Genomic DNA, 15,329 nt, shown 5'->3' with positions numbered 1-15,329 from the left:
ACGCTTCTTCATGGGGATGTCCTCATGTGGCTTATGAAGACATTACTAACATCGGGGTGTACTAATCAACGGGGAGCAGGTCATCTTCATTAACTAACTCTGGCAACGTTTCCATCCAATCGCAATCCATCCAAATAGTCCCCATACCACTGCATCATCTCTTTCCTCCCTTCAAGATACTGCGCATGGTTATAGGTCCCGCGAATCGCGTTCTTGTCCACATGCGCGAGCTGGGTCTCAATCCAAGCAGTGTTGAATCCTTCCTCATGCAAGATTGTGCTCATGGTGTGACGAAAACCATGTCCGGTTGCTCTCTTATCGTAACCAATCCTTTTAATAACCATATTGATGCTGGCTTCGCTCATTGGTTTATTAACATCGTTTCGACCTGCAAAGATAAACTGGTAAGTACCGGTCAATTGCTTTAGTTGCCGAAGTGCTGCTAAGGATTGAGCAGAAAGGGGCACTATGTGGGGTCGCCTCATCTTCATTCTACTTTTCGGTATTTCCCAGATATGGTTTTCGAAGTCGATTTCACTCCATTCTGCCATACGTAATTCGACGGTTCGTAAGCCCGTAAGCATGAGTAGTCGGGTCGCCAGAAGCGTTACTAGACTGCCGGTGTATTGTGAAAGCTTTTGTAAAAACTCGGGTAGCTCAGCAGCAGTAAGAAAGGGATAATGTTGTTTCTCGTACCCCTGTAAAGCACTACCAAGATCAGCCGCAGGGTTGTACTCGGCTCGGCCAGTAACAATAGCGTAACGGAACACTTCGCTACAACGTTGGCGCACTTTACTGGCAAGCTCCGGCGCACCTCGCTTTTCCATACGCTGCAATACAGACAGAAGCTCCAGTGGCTTTATCTCATTAACCGGCTGCGATCCAACAAAGGGAAATACATTGTTTTTGAAGGCCCGGTTAACATAGTCAGCGTAGTTTTTTGACCAGCCAGAAACTTTTGCGTTGTACCACTCAACCGCTATCGCTTCAAAAGTATTCGTAACCGATAGTTTTTGGGCAAGTAGTTCGGCTTTTTTAACTTCACCGGGATCTTTATCATTTGCCAATGTTTTTCTCGCTTCATCGCGCTTAGTGCGGGCTTCCGCAAGTGAGATGTCAGGATAGGTTCCGAACGAGAGTTTTTTCTCTTTACCGGCAAATCGATACTTCATTCGCCAGTACTTTGAACCGTTAGTATTGACCATGAGATAGAGCCCTCCGCCATCAGCGAGTTTATAGGCTTTATCTCTGGGCTTTGCAGTCTCGACCTGACGAGCATTCAGTGGCATTTGGGGGCCTCATTTTCCGTTGAACAGGATAAGCCCCCACTTAGGCCCCCAAACGTTTATTGATTCACGTAGATATGGGTAGACTTCAGTTGACGTCGCATAGCCTGAGAAGAGGGGTTATGGCTGATTATAAAAGGTTTTTATTGAATTCGGTAGACATCAGGAGAGTTATATCTGGTGTCCCCTGCAGGAATCGAACCTGCAACTAGCCCTTAGGAGGGGCTCGTTATATCCATTTAACTAAGGGGACGAGGCGGCACGAGTATACCGTTATTTACACTTTGCGTTAAGCGCATTGCCGCCCGACTGCTCAAAGAGTCACCATTCAGGCCGATTTATTTGCCGACTTTTCATCATTTTCCTGCGCTTTCAGCTCGGCTTTACGCTTATTAGACATGTCGTTACGGATCTGGGCATGACTCAACAGCGCAAAAATAAAGGTTCCGCCGCAGATGTTGCCCGCAAGCGTGGGCAGTGCAAATGGCCAGAAGAAATCGGTCCAGTGAAGCGTGCCGTTAAACACCAGATAGAGGATTTCTACAGTACCCACCACGATATGGGTGGTGTCGGCCAGCGCAATCAGCCACGTCATTAATATGATTACCACAATTTTGGCGCTGCCTGCGGAAGGGAACATCCAGACCATTGTCGCGATAATCCAGCCAGAGATAATGGCGTTAGAGAACATCTCCACGGGCGTGTTTTTCATCACATCCATTCCGATTTTCACAAACGCATCCCGGGTGGGTTCATCAAATATCGGCATATATTCAAACGCCCAGGCGGCGATACCTGTGCCGATAAGGTTGCCCAGCAGGACCACGCTCCACAGACGCATCAGTAAGCCAAAGTTACCCAGGGTCGGGTTTTGCATGACCGGCAGAACGGCGGTAACCGTGTTTTCAGTAAAAAGCTGCTGGCGGGCCATAATGACGATGATAAAGCCGAAGGTGTAGCCCAGGTTCTCCAGCAAAAAGCCACCGGGTACACCTTCAAGCTGCACATGGAAAATGCCCTTTGCAAGTAGCGATGCCCCCATCGAGAGGCCTGCCGCGATAGCGGACCACAGCAGGGCCATGGCATCGCGCTCCATCTCCTTTTCCCCATCCTGACGGATATGTTCATGGATCGCCATCGCGCGGGAGGGAAGGCGATCTTCATCAATCTCTATCTTTTCACCGCGCTCTTTTTCCTCGCTCTCAATTTCAAGTTCTTCATTGCTCTCGCCAATTTTCTCTTCGCCCACGTCTTTCATAACCGCTCCAGTTGGGTGTTCTTTCTTTTAAGCGTAGCGGCTTTTAACAAAATGCCCGTGGGGATGCTCTTAAAGTGAGGGTAATGGCAACAAAGGTGAGACATCTCATTCAAAGCCATTATAAAATTGCCAGCGAAACGAATTCTAAAAGCCAGGCTATGCTGAGATCAGAGTGACGGTGGTTACTGCCCGTAATTGTGCTCATAGACATCGGTAAACGTGCTGATACAATCACTTGCACGTTTACAGACGGAGCATCAAATGCTCCGTTACGGATGGCAATCAACGATAGCCATACTGAACAGGGAGAATTTTATGAAACTTCGGCTGTCGGCGCTTGCGCTGGGCGCGACGATGCTTGTGGGCTGCGCCAGCTCCGGGGAGCAAACGGGACGCTCCGATCCTCTCGAAGGATTTAACCGCTCAATGTATAGCTTCAACTATAACGTGCTGGATCCGTATGTGGTTCGCCCGGTGGCGGTTGCATGGCGTGATTATGTTCCCCAGCCTGCGCGTAACGGGTTGAGCAATTTCACCAGTAACCTTGAAGAGCCAGCGGTGATGGTCAACTACTTCCTGCAAGGCGATCCGTATCAGGGGATGGTGCACTTTACTCGCTTCTTCCTGAACTCCCTGCTGGGGATGGGGGGCTTTATCGATGTCGCCGGCATGGCGAACCCGAAACTGCAGCGTGAACAGCCGCACCGCTTCGGGAGTACGCTGGGTCATTATGGCGTCGGTTACGGCCCGTACGTTCATCTGCCGTTCTATGGCAGCTTTACCGTGCGTGATGATGGCGGTGATATGGTGGATACGCTTTATCCGGTTCTTTCGTGGCTGACCTGGCCGCTGTCGATTGGTAAATGGACGGTAGAAGGGATTGAAACACGTGCGCAACTGCTCGATTCCGACGGTCTGCTGCGTCAGTCTTCCGATCCATACATCATGGTGCGTGAAGCTTACTTCCAGAATCATGACTTTATTGCCAATGGTGGCAAGCTGAAGCCGGAAGAGAATCCAAACGCGAAGGCAATCGAGAACGAATTAAAAGATATCGATTCGGAATAAATAAAAAAGGTGAGCGATGCTCACCTTTTTTGATCCCTGCGCGAATTAGAACGCGTAGTTGAAGTTCAGGCCATACAGCCAGGCTTTACCTTCGGAAGAGAACTCATACGGACCTTCCTTGAAGCTGACTTTTTGACCGTGCATATACGAAACACCCGCATCGACAGAGGCATCTTTGTTGAATGCATAGGTCGCACCGGCGCTCAGCCAGAAGCGGTCCTGATCCGGAATGGAGATAGAACGTTTGTCAGCCGGAACCGGGCTATCATCGAAGGCAATACCGGTACGGAACGTCCAGTTGTCATCCATATAGTAGGTGGTACCCAGTGCGATGCGGTAGGCATCACGGAAGCTTTCATCTTTATAGAACAGCGTGTCGCCTTTGCTGTTGGTCGCTTTCAGCTCCTGGAACTGGCTCCAGCTGGTGTAGGTCAGGCTATAGTGAATCGCCCACTGTGGTGCCACGCGGTTATAACCGGACAATTCCCACATTTCCGGTAAGTGCAGACTCAGAGAACCGCCAGTGGTACGGCCATCGGTGCCCATTGGCAGGCCGAAGGTGCCGAGGATCTGGTTATAAGCAGAAGGCAGGCTGCTCTTGTAGTCGCCGTCAAAGTCGATTTTCACTTCGGAACGGTAGGTGAAACCGTAACGGTTGTTTTTATCGAGTTCATAAAGGATACCGGCGTTCCAGCCAAAGCCCCACTCGTCACCCTTCAGATAGGCGATCTGGGTGTCTGCCGGGATCCCTGCAACCTGTTGTGCCAGAGGCGGCGGCAGTGCGCCGGAGCCCGCAACGATTTTGCCGAGATCGCCCGCGTAACGTTCGATTTTCGCTTTAGCGTAAACGGCATCAAAGCCAACGCCGAAGCTCCAGTTACTGTTCAGACGGTAAGCACCGCTCAGGTTCAGGTTCAGAGTCTCAAGGTCGGTCTTACCGCCATAGGCTCCTGCTGCGTAGTCGTTATTAAACTCGGTAGCTAAACCATAGTTAGAGGTTACGGATGCACCCCAGCCAAACTGGTCGTTGATTGGCGCGACGAAGTGCAGGTTTGGCACCCAGGCCGTTGGTGCGATGTTATCGGAATTCAGGCTGGCTCCGCTCGGGGAACGGCCCGTAATATCCACACCCGGATCAACAAAGATGGCGCCCGCTGAGAACGTTGGGCGATCAAACATCATGATCAGCGCAGGGTTACGACTGGCGTTACCTGCATCATCAGCAATTGCACCTTCCCCGGAATACGCACGGCCAAGGCCAGAGGAAGAAAATTCGTTTAACTGGAAGCCCGCTGACCAGGCGGACGTAGAGACGATTGCCACTGCGACTGCCAGCGCAGTCTTGTTGAACAGGGTTTTCTGGCTCATGACCATAACCTCATTGAGTTATTTTTATTCAATAATTGTTACATACCGTAACAGGAGCGCGAAGTGTAGGGTCTGAGGTATGACATACAAATCAGACCAGTGGCCAGAGTATAGGTCTGACCAGCTAGAATGTTGCAAGTTTGTTTATTAATATTTTCAAACATGTTTCTTGAAACGAGATCTGGTTGGCAAAAATGTGACCATCACGACTCACCCAAAAGGGCGAATTTTGTTTTAGATCATTTTTTAGTGTGATATTGGTCACTTATCCCGTTTTGCGCCATTAACGGCTGGAGAGCGTCTGCATCGGGGCGTAAAATATCAGCATCGTGTTTGTCTCGCGTCCTGCGCGAATACAGAGGAAATTGAGATATGAGTAAATGCAGTGCTGATGAAACCCCGGTTTGCTGCTGTATGGATGTTGGTACCATCATGGACAACTCCGATTGCACCGCCTCTTACAGCCGCGTGTTCACCAATCGTGCCGAAGCGGAAGAAACCCTGGCGGCGCTGAGCAAGCGCGCGCGCGACGTAGAATCCGATCCGTGTGAAATCAAGTCCACCTTCACGGAAGTGGACGGCGGCGTGAAGCTGGATATCGACTTTATCTTCGCCTGCGAAGCTGAAACGCTGATTTTCCAACTCGGTCTGCGTTAATCTCCGCGGCCTGATGCCCTCTCCTACGGGTGAGGGTGCAAACACTCAAAACGGTAACCTGTGGGTTACCGTTTTGTTTTTACCTCGGGGCATTTTCTTTTTTCTTCTCTGTGTTTTAGTTCGCATTTTTTCGTTTCCCCAATTGGCTGAATGTAAAAAAATGGTTAAGACTATTTATCAGGTCAGACCACTTTATGTTTGCAAAAATTTTTACAGGGGAATGTTATGAGTCAGGCATTACCGCTTATCACCCGACAAGGTGACCGCATTGCCATTGTCAGTGGATTGCGTACGCCGTTTGTGCGTCAGGCGACAGCGTTTCACGGCATACCGGCCGTCGATCTGGGGAAAATGGTGGTGGGGGAGATGCTGGCTCGCAGCGAAATACCGCCTGACGCCATTGAGCAGCTGGTTTTTGGCCAGGTTGTTCAGATGCCAGAAGCCCCCAATATTGCACGAGAAATTGTCCTCGGCACCGGAATGAACGTGCATACGGATGCTTACAGCGTCAGCCGTGCGTGTGCAACCAGCTTTCAGGCGGTGGCAAACGTGGCCGAAAGCCTGATGGCGGGCACCATCCGCGCCGGGATCGCCGGCGGGGCAGACTCATCCTCCGTGCTGCCGATAGGGGTCAGTAAAAAGCTGGCCCGCATTCTGGTGGATGCAAATAAAGCGCGCACCGCCGGGCAAAAACTCAAGCTCTTCTCGCGTTTACGCCTTCGTGACCTGATGCCTGTTCCACCTGCGGTGGCTGAATACTCCACCGGCCTGCGCATGGGCGACACCGCCGAGCAGATGGCCAAAACCTACGGCATTACCCGGGAGCAGCAGGATGCGCTGGCTCACCGTTCCCATCAGTTGGCGGCGAAAGCCTGGTCGGAAGGCAAGCTGAACGACGAGGTGATGACCGCGTATATCCCGCCTTACCGCGAACCGCTGGTGGAAGATAACAACATTCGTGGCACCTCGACGCTGGCGGACTATGCCAGACTGCGTCCTGCATTCGACCGCAAACACGGCACCGTTACGGCCGCCAACAGTACTCCGCTGACGGATGGTGCTGCCGCGGTGATCCTGATGACCGAATCGCGAGCCAAAGAGCTGGGTCTTACCCCGCTCGGTTATCTGCGCAGCTACGCGTTCACGGCGATCGACGTCTGGCAGGACATGCTGTTAGGCCCGGCCTGGTCCACGCCGCTGGCACTGGATCGCGCAGGGTTGACCCTCGCTGATTTAACGCTGATTGATATGCACGAGGCCTTTGCCGCACAAACCCTGGCCAACGTCCAGCTACTGGCCAGCGAACGTTTTGCTCGCGATGTGCTTGGCCGCGCCCATGCCACTGGAGAAGTGGACCAAAGCAAATTTAACGTACTGGGCGGCTCTATCGCCTACGGTCATCCGTTTGCGGCAACGGGCGCAAGGATGATCACCCAAACATTACATGAGTTACGTCGCCGTGGCGGCGGTTTTGGCCTCGTCACCGCCTGCGCGGCGGGCGGTCTTGGGGCAGCAATGGTTCTGGAGGCTGAATAATGGCAATGGCATCTGCATTTAATCTGACGGTTCGCCTCGATAACGTGGCTGTGATTACCATTGATGTCCCCGACGAAAAGATGAATACCCTGAAGGCGGAATTTGGCGTTCAGGTGCGCGAGATGTTAAAGCAGATCCGCGAGAACAAAGCGATTCGCGGCCTGGTGTTTATCTCGGCAAAGCCAGACAACTTTATTGCCGGGGCCGATATCAACATGATCGCCCGGGCGCAAAGCGCGCAGGAGGCGGAAGATCTGGCGCGCCAGGGGCAGCAGGTGATGGCGGAGATCCATTCGCTGCCGATCCCGGCGATCGCCGCGATCCACGGTGCATGCCTGGGCGGTGGGCTGGAGCTGGCGCTGGCCTGTCACAGTCGTATTTGTACTGACGACGCGAAAACCGTTCTTGGGTTGCCGGAAGTACAGCTTGGGCTGCTTCCCGGCTCCGGTGGAACGCAGCGTCTGCCGCGGCTGGTTGGCGTTAGTACAGCGCTGGAGATGATCTTAACTGGCAAACAGCTGCGCGCCCATCAGGCGCTGAAAGCGGGGCTGGTTGATGACGTCGTTCCGCATGCCATTTTGCTGGAAGCCGCCGTAGAGCTGGCGCTGAAGGGACGTCAGGCAAGACGTGTTCTGCCGGTGCGTGAGCGCGTCCTGGCCGGGCCGCTGGGGCGGGCGCTGCTGTTTAGCATGGTGGGCAAGAAAACCGAACAAAAGACCAAAGGCAACTATCCGGCGGCGAAGCGCATTCTTGAGGTGATTGAAACCGGGTTGTCGCAGGGCAGCAGCAGCGGTTATGCCGCGGAGGCAAAAGCCTTTGGTGAACTGGCGATGACGCCGCAATCGCAGGCGTTGCGCAGCATCTTCTTTGCCAGCACTGACGTTAAAAAAGATCCGGGCAGTGACGCTGAACCTGCGCCGCTCAACGCCGTTGGCGTTCTCGGGGGCGGACTGATGGGCGGCGGCATTGCGTTTGTCACAGCCAGCAAAGCCAAATTGCCCGTACGTATCAAAGACATCAACCCGAAAGGGATTAACCACGCGCTGCAGTACAGCTGGCAGAACCTTGATCGGAAGGTTAAACGCCGCCATATCAAGGCAAGCGAGCGGGATAAAACCGTGGCCATGATCAGCGGCACTACGGACTACCGTGGTTTTGCCCATCGCGATCTGGTCATTGAAGCGGTGTTTGAAGACCTGGCGCTTAAGCAGCAGATGGTTGCGGACGTTGAGCAACATTGTGCGCCGCACACGATTTTCGCCTCGAATACCTCTTCATTACCGATTGGTGATATCGCAGCGAAAGCCGCTCGTCCTGAGCAGGTGATTGGCCTGCACTTTTTTAGTCCGGTTGAAAAAATGCCGCTGGTTGAGGTTATTCCACACGCGTCAACCAGCCCGCAGACTGTCTCTACGGTAGTGAAACTGGCGAAAAAGCAGGGCAAAACCCCGATCGTCGTGGCGGATAAAGCGGGATTCTACGTCAACCGCATTCTAGCGCCGTATATCAACGAAGCGATGCGCCTGCTGGTGGAAGGGGAGAAGATCGAACACGTCGACGAGGCGCTGGTCAAGTTTGGTTTCCCCGTTGGCCCAATCCAACTTTTGGATGAGGTAGGAATAGACACCGGCACTAAAATTATACCTGTGCTGGAGGCCGCATATGGCGAGCGTTTTAGCCCGCCTGCAAACATTGTTTCTGCAATTTTGAAGGACGATCGCAAAGGCAGAAAAAATGAACGCGGTTTCTATCTTTACGGTGCAAAAGGGCGTAAAAGCAAGAAACAGGTCGACCCTTCGGTCTATGGGCTTATCCCAACAACCGGACAGGCGAAACTGTCTGCCGTTCAGTGTGCTGAACGCTGTGTGATGATGATGCTTAATGAAGCCGCACGCTGTTTTGGCGAGCAGGTGATTAAAAGCGCACGCGATGGCGATATTGGCGCCGTATTTGGTATTGGTTTCCCGCCGTTCCTTGGCGGCCCGTTCCGTTACATGGACACCCTCGGAGCGGGTGAAGTGGTTGCGATTCTGCAACGTCTTGCCACGCAGTATGGTCCCCGGTTTACACCCTGTGACGAATTATTGCAGATGGCGGAACGGGGCCAGACATTTTGGCCAGCAAGGGAAACTGTCCTCGTAAGTTGAGGTCAAAGAAGGGTAAATCCGGCGGTGAATGAATCTGATTTGGCGATTTTGTAAACAGAGATTGACTATACTTACGCCATTGAGGTAAAAAACAGCGTTTCATTCACCGAATGGATCAGGCACAATGCCCGGCCATCGGGTTTTCTACCTCAAGCATTAATCGCGGGTAGTTAACGCCGGTGATTCTGGTTAACAAAAGCGGTGCAATATGCAAGTTTTTATCATGCGTCACGGCGACGCGGCACTCGATGCCGCCAGTGACTCAGTACGTCCTTTAACCGTCTGCGGCTGCGACGAATCTCGTCAGATGGCGAACTGGCTTAAAGGTCAAAAAGTGGACATTGAACGCGTTCTGGTGAGTCCGTTCCTGCGTGCTGAACAGACGCTGGATGTGGTAGGGGAGTGCATGAACCTGCCGACCAGCGTGGATGTTCTCCCTGAACTCACGCCGTGTGGTGATGTCGGCCTTGTCAGTGCCTACCTGCAGGCGCTGTGCAATGAAGGTGTCGCTTCTGCACTGGTCATTTCCCACCTGCCACTGGTTGGCTATCTGGTATCTGAACTGTGCCCGGGCGAGACGCCACCGATGTTTACAACCTCCGCCATTGCCAACGTCACCCTCGACGAAACCGGCAAAGGGGTCTTCAACTGGCAAATGAGTCCATGCAATCTCCGGATGGCGAAAGCAATCTGAGGTGACGTGCGATAAGGCGGGAGCCACTATGCCTCCCGCCATGTTCTCAGGGCAGTTCTGGCGGTTGCCACTCCTCAACCTCAATCAACACCAGCAAGGCGGCATCTCCGCCGTACTCTTTGGGCGCCTGATGAAACGCCATCACGTGTGGATGCTGAGCCAGCCACAGCGGCGTCTGTTGCTTAAGAACATGTTTACCGTGGCCGTGCATCACGCAGGCACAAAACACATGTTCGCGGCGACAGGCGGCAATCAACGCCCCCAGCTCCTGTTTCGCCTGCATCTGCGTCAAACCATGCAAATCGAGAAACAGCTCGGGTGAATAATCTCCCCGGCGTAATTTTTTCAGCTCAAAGTGGCTGACATCTTCGCGAACGTACTTGACCGCACCCTGCGTGTTAAGCAGCGGCTGAAACTCATCGGAAAAATAGTGGCTATTATCCGCCTGCTCCTGCAATAGCCTTTTGACCGGTACTTCGCTGACTTTTTTGCGCATCGGCCGGTGGACAATGGTGTCCTGCTTGATTTGACGCGTCCCGGTCATGAGCTGACGGAAGAGCGCCTGATCCTCCTCGCTGAGCGATGTTTTCTTTTTCATTCGTCGTTCTCATCTCGTATTTCCGATAGTGTACCCGACTAAACGCATTTTTTAACCTCAAGCGGTATGCGTCATTGCTGATTTATCGCCGTCTTCATGGCAAACTAGCCGCCGAAAATTATGCGAGCATGCCCTGGAGGAAAGAGTGGATAAAATTTTTGTCGATGAAGCAGTAAACGAGCTGCATACCATACAGGACATGTTGCGCTGGTCGGTTAGCCGCTTCAGCGCCGCCAATATCTGGTACGGACACGGTACGGATAACCCGTGGGATGAAGCTGTTCAACTGGTGCTGCCTTCTCTCTACCTGCCGCTCGATATTCCGGAAGACATGCGCACCGCGCGTCTGACCTCCAGCGAAAAGCACCGCATCGTTGAGCGTGTGATCCGCCGCGTGAACGAGCGTATTCCGGTAGCCTATCTGACCAACAAAGCCTGGTTCTGCGGTCACGAATTCTATGTTGATGAACGCGTGCTGGTGCCGCGCTCGCCGATTGGTGAGCTGATCAACAACCACTTCGAAGGGCTGATTAACCGTCAACCGCAGCACATTCTGGATATGTGTACCGGCAGCGGCTGCATTGCCATTGCCTGCGCTTATGCCTTCCCGGAAGCGGAAGTGGACGCGGTGGACATCTCCACCGACGCGCTGGCGGTAACCGAGCACAACATTGAAGAACACGGGCTGATCCACCATGTTACGCCTATCCGCTCCGATCTGTTCCGTGACCTGCCGACGCTGCAGTACGATCTGATCGTAACCAACCCGCCGTACGTGGATGCGGAAGATATGTCCGATCTGCCGAACGAATATCGTCACGAGCCAGAATTGGGCCTGGCATCGGGTTCTGACGGCCTGAAGCTGACCCGCCGCATTCTGGCCTGCGCACCGGATTATCTGACCGACGACGGTGTTCTGATTTGTGAAGTGGGCAACAGCATGGTACATCTGATAGAGCAGTACCCGGATGTGCCATTCACCTGGCTTGAGTTCGACAACGGCGGTGACGGCGTCTTTATGCTGACCAAAGCGCAGCTGCTCGACGCGCGCGAACATTTCAGCATCTACAAAGATTAATCCAGCGGGCTTCGGCCCGTTTCACAACGCTCACACACAAATAACGACATCGGAGCCGTGATGGCAGGAAACAGTATTGGACAAATATTCCGCGTGACCACCTTTGGTGAGTCGCACGGGCTGGCACTGGGCTGTATCGTTGACGGCGTACCGCCAGGCATCGAACTCACCGAAGCCGATTTACAGCACGACCTTGACCGTCGTCGTCCGGGCACCTCTCGCTACACCACGCAGCGTCGCGAGCCGGACCAGGTCAAAATTCTCTCAGGCGTTTTTGAAGGCCGTACCACCGGGACCAGTATTGGTCTGCTGATTGAAAACACCGACCAACGTTCTCAGGACTACGGTGCCATCAAGGATGTGTTCCGTCCAGGCCACGCTGACTACACCTACGAACAAAAGTACGGTTTTCGCGACTATCGCGGCGGTGGACGCTCCTCCGCCCGTGAAACTGCGATGCGCGTCGCCGCAGGGGCGATTGCCAAGAAATACCTGCAGCAGAAATTTGGCATCGTGATCCGCGGGTGCCTGACCCAGATGGGTGACATTCCGCTGGCCATTAAAGACTGGGAGCAGGTTGAACAAAACCCGTTCTTCTGTGCTGATGTTGAGAAGCTGGAGGCGCTGGACGAGCTGATGCGTGGCCTGAAAAAAGAGGGCGACTCTATCGGTGCAAAAGTGACCGTGGTGGCTGACGGCGTACCGCCAGGCTGGGGTGAGCCTGTATTTGACCGTCTGGACGCGGACATTGCCCACGCGCTGATGAGCATCAATGCGGTGAAGGGCGTCGAAATTGGCGACGGTTTTGACGTGGTTCAGCTTCGCGGCAGCCAGAACCGTGACGAAATTACAAAAGAGGGCTTCCAGAGCAACCATGCGGGTGGCATTCTCGGCGGCATCAGCAGCGGGCAGCAAATTATTGCCAATATCGCGCTGAAGCCAACGTCCAGTATTACCGTGCCGGGCCACACGATTAACCGCTCTGGTGAAGAAGTTGAGATGATCACCAAAGGACGTCACGATCCGTGCGTCGGGATCCGCGCGGTGCCAATCGCAGAAGCCATGCTGGCAATCGTGTTGATGGATCACTTCCTGCGCCAGCGTGCGCAGAATGCGGATGTGACGACCACCATTCCACGCTGGTAACTATGAAAAAAACCGCAATTGCTCTGCTGGCGCTACTCGCCAGTGGGGCCAGTCTGGCCGCCACGCCATGGCAAAAAATCACTCACCCGGTGGCGGGAAGCGCGCAGTCGATTGGTGCGTTCTCCAATGGCTGTATCGTTGGTGCGCAGGAACTTCCTCTGCAGTCGGATACTTATCAGGTGATGCGTACCGACCAGCGTCGTTACTTCGGCCACCCGGATCTGGTGCTGTTTATCCAGCGTCTGGGCAACCAGGTGCATAACCTGGGGCTGGGTACGATGCTGATTGGCGATATGGGTATGCCTGCTGGCGGTCGTTTCAACGGTGGGCACGCCAGTCACCAGACCGGGCTGGATGTGGATATTTTCCTGCAGTTGCCTAAAACGCGCTGGACCTCGGCACAACTGCTGAAGCCGCAGGCGCTGGATCTGGTGGCGCGCGACGGCAAAAGCGTTGTGCCGTCGCTGTGGACCCCGGATGTTTTCAGCCTGATTAAGCTGGCAGCGAAGGACAACGAGGTCACGCGGATCTTCGTTAACCCGGCCATCAAGCAGCAGCTCTGCATGGATGAGGGAACCGATCGCGACTGGCTGCGCAAAGTGCGTCCGTGGTTCCAGCATCGTGCGCATATGCACGTACGTCTGCGCTGCCCGGCAAACAGTCTGGAATGTGAAGATCAGCCGCTACCACCGCCAGGCGATGGCTGCGGTGCGGAACTGCAAAGCTGGTTTGAACCGGCAAAACCTGGAACCTCTAAGCCTGAGAAGAAGACACCGCCTCCGTTGCCGCCTTCCTGCCAGGCGCTACTGGATGAGCATGTACTTTAATGGATAATTTCGTCGACCTGTTTATGGTGTCACCGCTGCTGCTGGTGGTGCTGTTCTTTGTGGCAATGCTGGCCGGTTTTATCGATGCCCTCGCGGGCGGTGGCGGATTGCTTACCGTTCCGGCGCTGCTGGCGGCGGGCATGAGCCCGGCTCAGGCGCTTGCCACCAACAAGCTTCAGGCCTGCGGCGGGTCCCTTTCCGCGTCGCTCTATTTTATTCGCCGTAAGGTGGTTAATCTTGCCGATCAGAAGCTCAATATTCTGATGACCTTCATCGGCTCAACCTCCGGTGCGCTGTTGGTTCAGCACGTACAGTCTGACATTCTGCGTCAGATCCTGCCGGTGCTGGTCATCTGTATTGGCCTCTACTTTCTGCTGATGCCAAAGCTTGGTGAAGAGGACAGGCAGCGTCGGCTGCATGGTCTGCCGTTCGCGCTTATCGCAGGCGGCTGCGTCGGGTTTTACGATGGCTTCTTTGGCCCAGGCGCCGGGTCGTTCTATGCCCTGGCGTTTGTCACGCTGGCCGGATTTAACCTCGCCAAATCTACCGCCCACGCTAAAGTGCTGAATGCCACCTCGAACGTCGGCGGCCTGCTGCTGTTTATCATCGGCGGCAAGGTTATCTGGGCAACCGGGTTTGTGATGATGGCGGGGCAGTTTTTAGGCGCGCGCGCGGGCTCGCGTCTGGTATTAAGCAAAGGACAGAAGCTGATTCGCCCGATGATCGTCATCGTCTCGGCGGTGATGAGCGCCAAGCTTCTTTATGACAGCCATGGACAGGAGATCCTCACCTGGCTGGGGATGAACGCATGAACAGTACGCATAACTATGAACAGCTGATTGAGATTTTTGACGGCTGTTTTGCTGATGATTTTAATACCCGTCTGATTAAAGGCGACGACGAACCGATCTATCTTCCTGCTGATGCAGAGGTGCCCTATAACCGCATCGTGTTTGCGCATGGTTTTTACGCCAGTGGCCTGCATGAGATTTCACACTGGTGCATTGCGGGAAAAGCGCGTCGCGAGCTGGTGGACTTTGGTTACTGGTACTGTCCGGACGGACGTGACGCGGCCACGCAGGGTCAGTTTGAAGATGTGGAAGTCAAACCGCAGGCGCTGGAGTGGCTGTTCTGCGTGGCGGCGGGTTTCCCGTTCAACGTCAGCTGTGACAATCTCGAAGGGGATTTCGAGCCAGACCGTATTCTCTTCCAGCGCCGCGTACATGCGCAGGTGATGGAGTATCTTGAGAAAGGCATCCCGGAACGCCCGGCACGCCTGATCAAGGCTTTACAGAATTATTACCATACGCCGGAGATCACGGCGGAATGCTTCCCGTGGCCGGAAGATCTTTAACAGAGGAAAGAAGATGATCGCAGAATTTGAATCACGCATTCTGGCGTTAATTGATGACATGGTGGAACACGCCAGTGATGATGAGCTGTTCGCCAGCGGTTATCTGCGTGGTCACCTGACGCTGGCCGTTGCCGAGCTGGAAGCCGGGGACGATCACTCTGCCGAGGCCATTCATGATGAAGTGAGCCGCAGCCTGGAAAAAGCCATCCAGGCGGGCGAGCTTTCTCCCCGCGACCAGTCTCTGGTGCTGGGTATGTGGGACAACCTGTTCCAGCAGGCGAAAGCGAAGTAAGCGTTTCACCTCCCTCTCCC

15 protein-coding genes and 1 tRNA gene are annotated in these 15,329 nt (G+C 54.1%); 11 read left to right on the top strand and 5 right to left on the bottom strand.

Annotation, left to right across the window (positions count from 1 at the left end; translation table 11 throughout):
• Positions 1 to 89: 89 nt before the first annotated feature.
• From AX755_RS15790 to AX755_RS15780, 3 genes are all read right to left on the bottom strand, one after another.
• A complete protein-coding gene (locus tag AX755_RS15790) occupies positions 90 to 1,289 on the bottom strand; it encodes a tyrosine-type recombinase/integrase (protein WP_007851503.1) in 1,200 nt (399 codons plus the stop codon).
• Between the two features lie 175 nt (positions 1,290 to 1,464).
• Positions 1,465 to 1,539, bottom strand: a tRNA-Arg gene (locus AX755_RS15785).
• 75 nt (positions 1,540 to 1,614) lie between these two features.
• Positions 1,615 to 2,544, bottom strand: a complete 930-nt coding sequence (locus tag AX755_RS15780) for a formate/nitrite transporter family protein (RefSeq protein WP_013098160.1) — start codon at positions 2,542 to 2,544, stop codon at positions 1,615 to 1,617.
• A gap of 315 nt (positions 2,545 to 2,859) precedes the next feature.
• Between AX755_RS15780 and mlaA the strand changes: the two genes are divergently transcribed.
• Positions 2,860 to 3,612 (top strand): phospholipid-binding lipoprotein MlaA, encoded by a 753-nt coding sequence (gene mlaA / locus AX755_RS15775; protein ID WP_013098159.1) that lies wholly within the window; start codon positions 2,860 to 2,862, stop codon positions 3,610 to 3,612.
• Positions 3,613 to 3,657: 45 nt separating this feature from the next.
• Here mlaA and fadL read toward each other — a convergent pair whose 3' ends face one another.
• Positions 3,658 to 4,980 (bottom strand): long-chain fatty acid transporter FadL, encoded by a 1,323-nt coding sequence (gene fadL / locus AX755_RS15770; RefSeq protein WP_014832806.1) that lies wholly within the window; start codon positions 4,978 to 4,980, stop codon positions 3,658 to 3,660.
• Between the two features lie 372 nt (positions 4,981 to 5,352).
• On the opposite strand from fadL, the gene AX755_RS15765 reads away from it, so the two are divergent.
• From AX755_RS15765 to sixA, 4 genes are all read left to right on the top strand, one after another.
• On the top strand, positions 5,353 to 5,637 hold the full coding sequence (locus tag AX755_RS15765) for a YfcZ/YiiS family protein (protein WP_023619789.1): 285 nt from the start codon (positions 5,353 to 5,355) through the stop codon (positions 5,635 to 5,637).
• Positions 5,638 to 5,862: 225 nt separating this feature from the next.
• The gene (gene fadI, locus AX755_RS15760) at positions 5,863 to 7,173 is read left to right on the top strand and encodes an acetyl-CoA C-acyltransferase FadI (protein ID WP_062857057.1); all 1,311 of its coding nucleotides are present in this window, start codon (positions 5,863 to 5,865) and stop codon (positions 7,171 to 7,173) included.
• A complete protein-coding gene (gene fadJ, locus AX755_RS15755; RefSeq protein ID WP_062857056.1) occupies positions 7,173 to 9,320 on the top strand; it encodes a fatty acid oxidation complex subunit alpha FadJ in 2,148 nt (715 codons plus the stop codon). The genes fadI and fadJ overlap by 1 nt, the downstream gene beginning before the upstream one ends.
• A 208-nt stretch (positions 9,321 to 9,528) precedes the next feature.
• Positions 9,529 to 10,014 (top strand): phosphohistidine phosphatase SixA, encoded by a 486-nt coding sequence (gene sixA, locus AX755_RS15750; RefSeq protein ID WP_014832802.1) that lies wholly within the window; start codon positions 9,529 to 9,531, stop codon positions 10,012 to 10,014.
• 46 nt (positions 10,015 to 10,060) lie between these two features.
• Here the strand turns inward: sixA and smrB are convergent, their stop codons facing one another.
• Positions 10,061 to 10,612 (bottom strand): endonuclease SmrB, encoded by a 552-nt coding sequence (gene smrB, locus AX755_RS15745; protein WP_013098153.1) that lies wholly within the window; start codon positions 10,610 to 10,612, stop codon positions 10,061 to 10,063.
• 145 nt (positions 10,613 to 10,757) lie between these two features.
• On the opposite strand from smrB, the gene prmB reads away from it, so the two are divergent.
• Genes prmB through AX755_RS15715 form a run of 6 tightly spaced genes read left to right on the top strand, consistent with a single transcriptional unit; the run spans position 10,758 to position 15,309 of the window.
• Positions 10,758 to 11,690: a 50S ribosomal protein L3 N(5)-glutamine methyltransferase gene (gene prmB, locus AX755_RS15740; RefSeq protein WP_013098152.1), complete on the top strand. Its 933-nt coding sequence runs from the start codon at positions 10,758 to 10,760 to the stop codon at positions 11,688 to 11,690.
• 60 nt (positions 11,691 to 11,750) lie between these two features.
• On the top strand, positions 11,751 to 12,836 hold the full coding sequence (gene aroC / locus AX755_RS15735; protein WP_023619788.1) for a chorismate synthase: 1,086 nt from the start codon (positions 11,751 to 11,753) through the stop codon (positions 12,834 to 12,836).
• Positions 12,837 to 12,838: 2 nt separating this feature from the next.
• Entirely contained in the window at positions 12,839 to 13,663 is an 825-nt protein-coding gene (mepA, locus tag AX755_RS15730; RefSeq protein WP_062857055.1) for a penicillin-insensitive murein endopeptidase, read from the top strand.
• Complete coding sequence (locus tag AX755_RS15725; protein ID WP_013098149.1) at positions 13,663 to 14,475, top strand: sulfite exporter TauE/SafE family protein; 813 nt, start codon at positions 13,663 to 13,665, stop codon at positions 14,473 to 14,475. The genes mepA and AX755_RS15725 overlap by 1 nt, the downstream gene beginning before the upstream one ends.
• Positions 14,472 to 15,017 carry an elongation factor P hydroxylase gene (locus AX755_RS15720; protein WP_013098148.1) on the top strand — a complete coding sequence of 182 codons (546 nt, stop codon included), beginning with the start codon at positions 14,472 to 14,474 and terminating at the stop codon, positions 15,015 to 15,017. Before AX755_RS15725 ends, AX755_RS15720 begins: the two co-directional genes overlap by 4 nt.
• A gap of 13 nt (positions 15,018 to 15,030) precedes the next feature.
• A complete protein-coding gene (locus AX755_RS15715; protein ID WP_013098147.1) occupies positions 15,031 to 15,309 on the top strand; it encodes a YfcL family protein in 279 nt (92 codons plus the stop codon).
• Positions 15,310 to 15,329 lie beyond the last annotated feature (20 nt).

Origin of the sequence: Enterobacter sp. SENG-6, from assembly GCF_001605945.1 — a bacterium.
Classification (GTDB): Bacteria; Pseudomonadota; Gammaproteobacteria; order Enterobacterales; family Enterobacteriaceae; genus Enterobacter; species Enterobacter cloacae.
This window is presented reverse-complemented; position numbering and strand designations above follow the sequence as displayed.

Bases quoted from the DNA above. Each gene is read 5' to 3' on its own strand.
- AX755_RS15790 (WP_007851503.1), bottom strand. From the start codon at position 1,289: ATGCCACTGAATGCTCGTCAGGTCGAGACTGCAAAGCCCAGAGATAAA.
- AX755_RS15780 (WP_013098160.1), bottom strand. From the start codon at position 2,544: ATGAAAGACGTGGGCGAAGAGAAAATTGGCGAGAGCAATGAAGAACTT.
- mlaA (WP_013098159.1), top strand. From the start codon at position 2,860: ATGAAACTTCGGCTGTCGGCGCTTGCGCTGGGCGCGACGATGCTTGTG.
- fadL (WP_014832806.1), bottom strand. From the start codon at position 4,980: ATGAGCCAGAAAACCCTGTTCAACAAGACTGCGCTGGCAGTCGCAGTG.
- AX755_RS15765 (WP_023619789.1), top strand. From the start codon at position 5,353: ATGAGTAAATGCAGTGCTGATGAAACCCCGGTTTGCTGCTGTATGGAT.
- fadI (WP_062857057.1), top strand. From the start codon at position 5,863: ATGAGTCAGGCATTACCGCTTATCACCCGACAAGGTGACCGCATTGCC.
- fadJ (WP_062857056.1), top strand. From the start codon at position 7,173: ATGGCAATGGCATCTGCATTTAATCTGACGGTTCGCCTCGATAACGTG.
- sixA (WP_014832802.1), top strand. From the start codon at position 9,529: ATGCAAGTTTTTATCATGCGTCACGGCGACGCGGCACTCGATGCCGCC.
- smrB (WP_013098153.1), bottom strand. From the start codon at position 10,612: ATGAAAAAGAAAACATCGCTCAGCGAGGAGGATCAGGCGCTCTTCCGT.
- aroC (WP_023619788.1), top strand. From the start codon at position 11,751: ATGGCAGGAAACAGTATTGGACAAATATTCCGCGTGACCACCTTTGGT.
- mepA (WP_062857055.1), top strand. From the start codon at position 12,839: ATGAAAAAAACCGCAATTGCTCTGCTGGCGCTACTCGCCAGTGGGGCC.
- AX755_RS15725 (WP_013098149.1), top strand. From the start codon at position 13,663: ATGGATAATTTCGTCGACCTGTTTATGGTGTCACCGCTGCTGCTGGTG.
- AX755_RS15720 (WP_013098148.1), top strand. From the start codon at position 14,472: ATGAACAGTACGCATAACTATGAACAGCTGATTGAGATTTTTGACGGC.
- AX755_RS15715 (WP_013098147.1), top strand. From the start codon at position 15,031: ATGATCGCAGAATTTGAATCACGCATTCTGGCGTTAATTGATGACATG.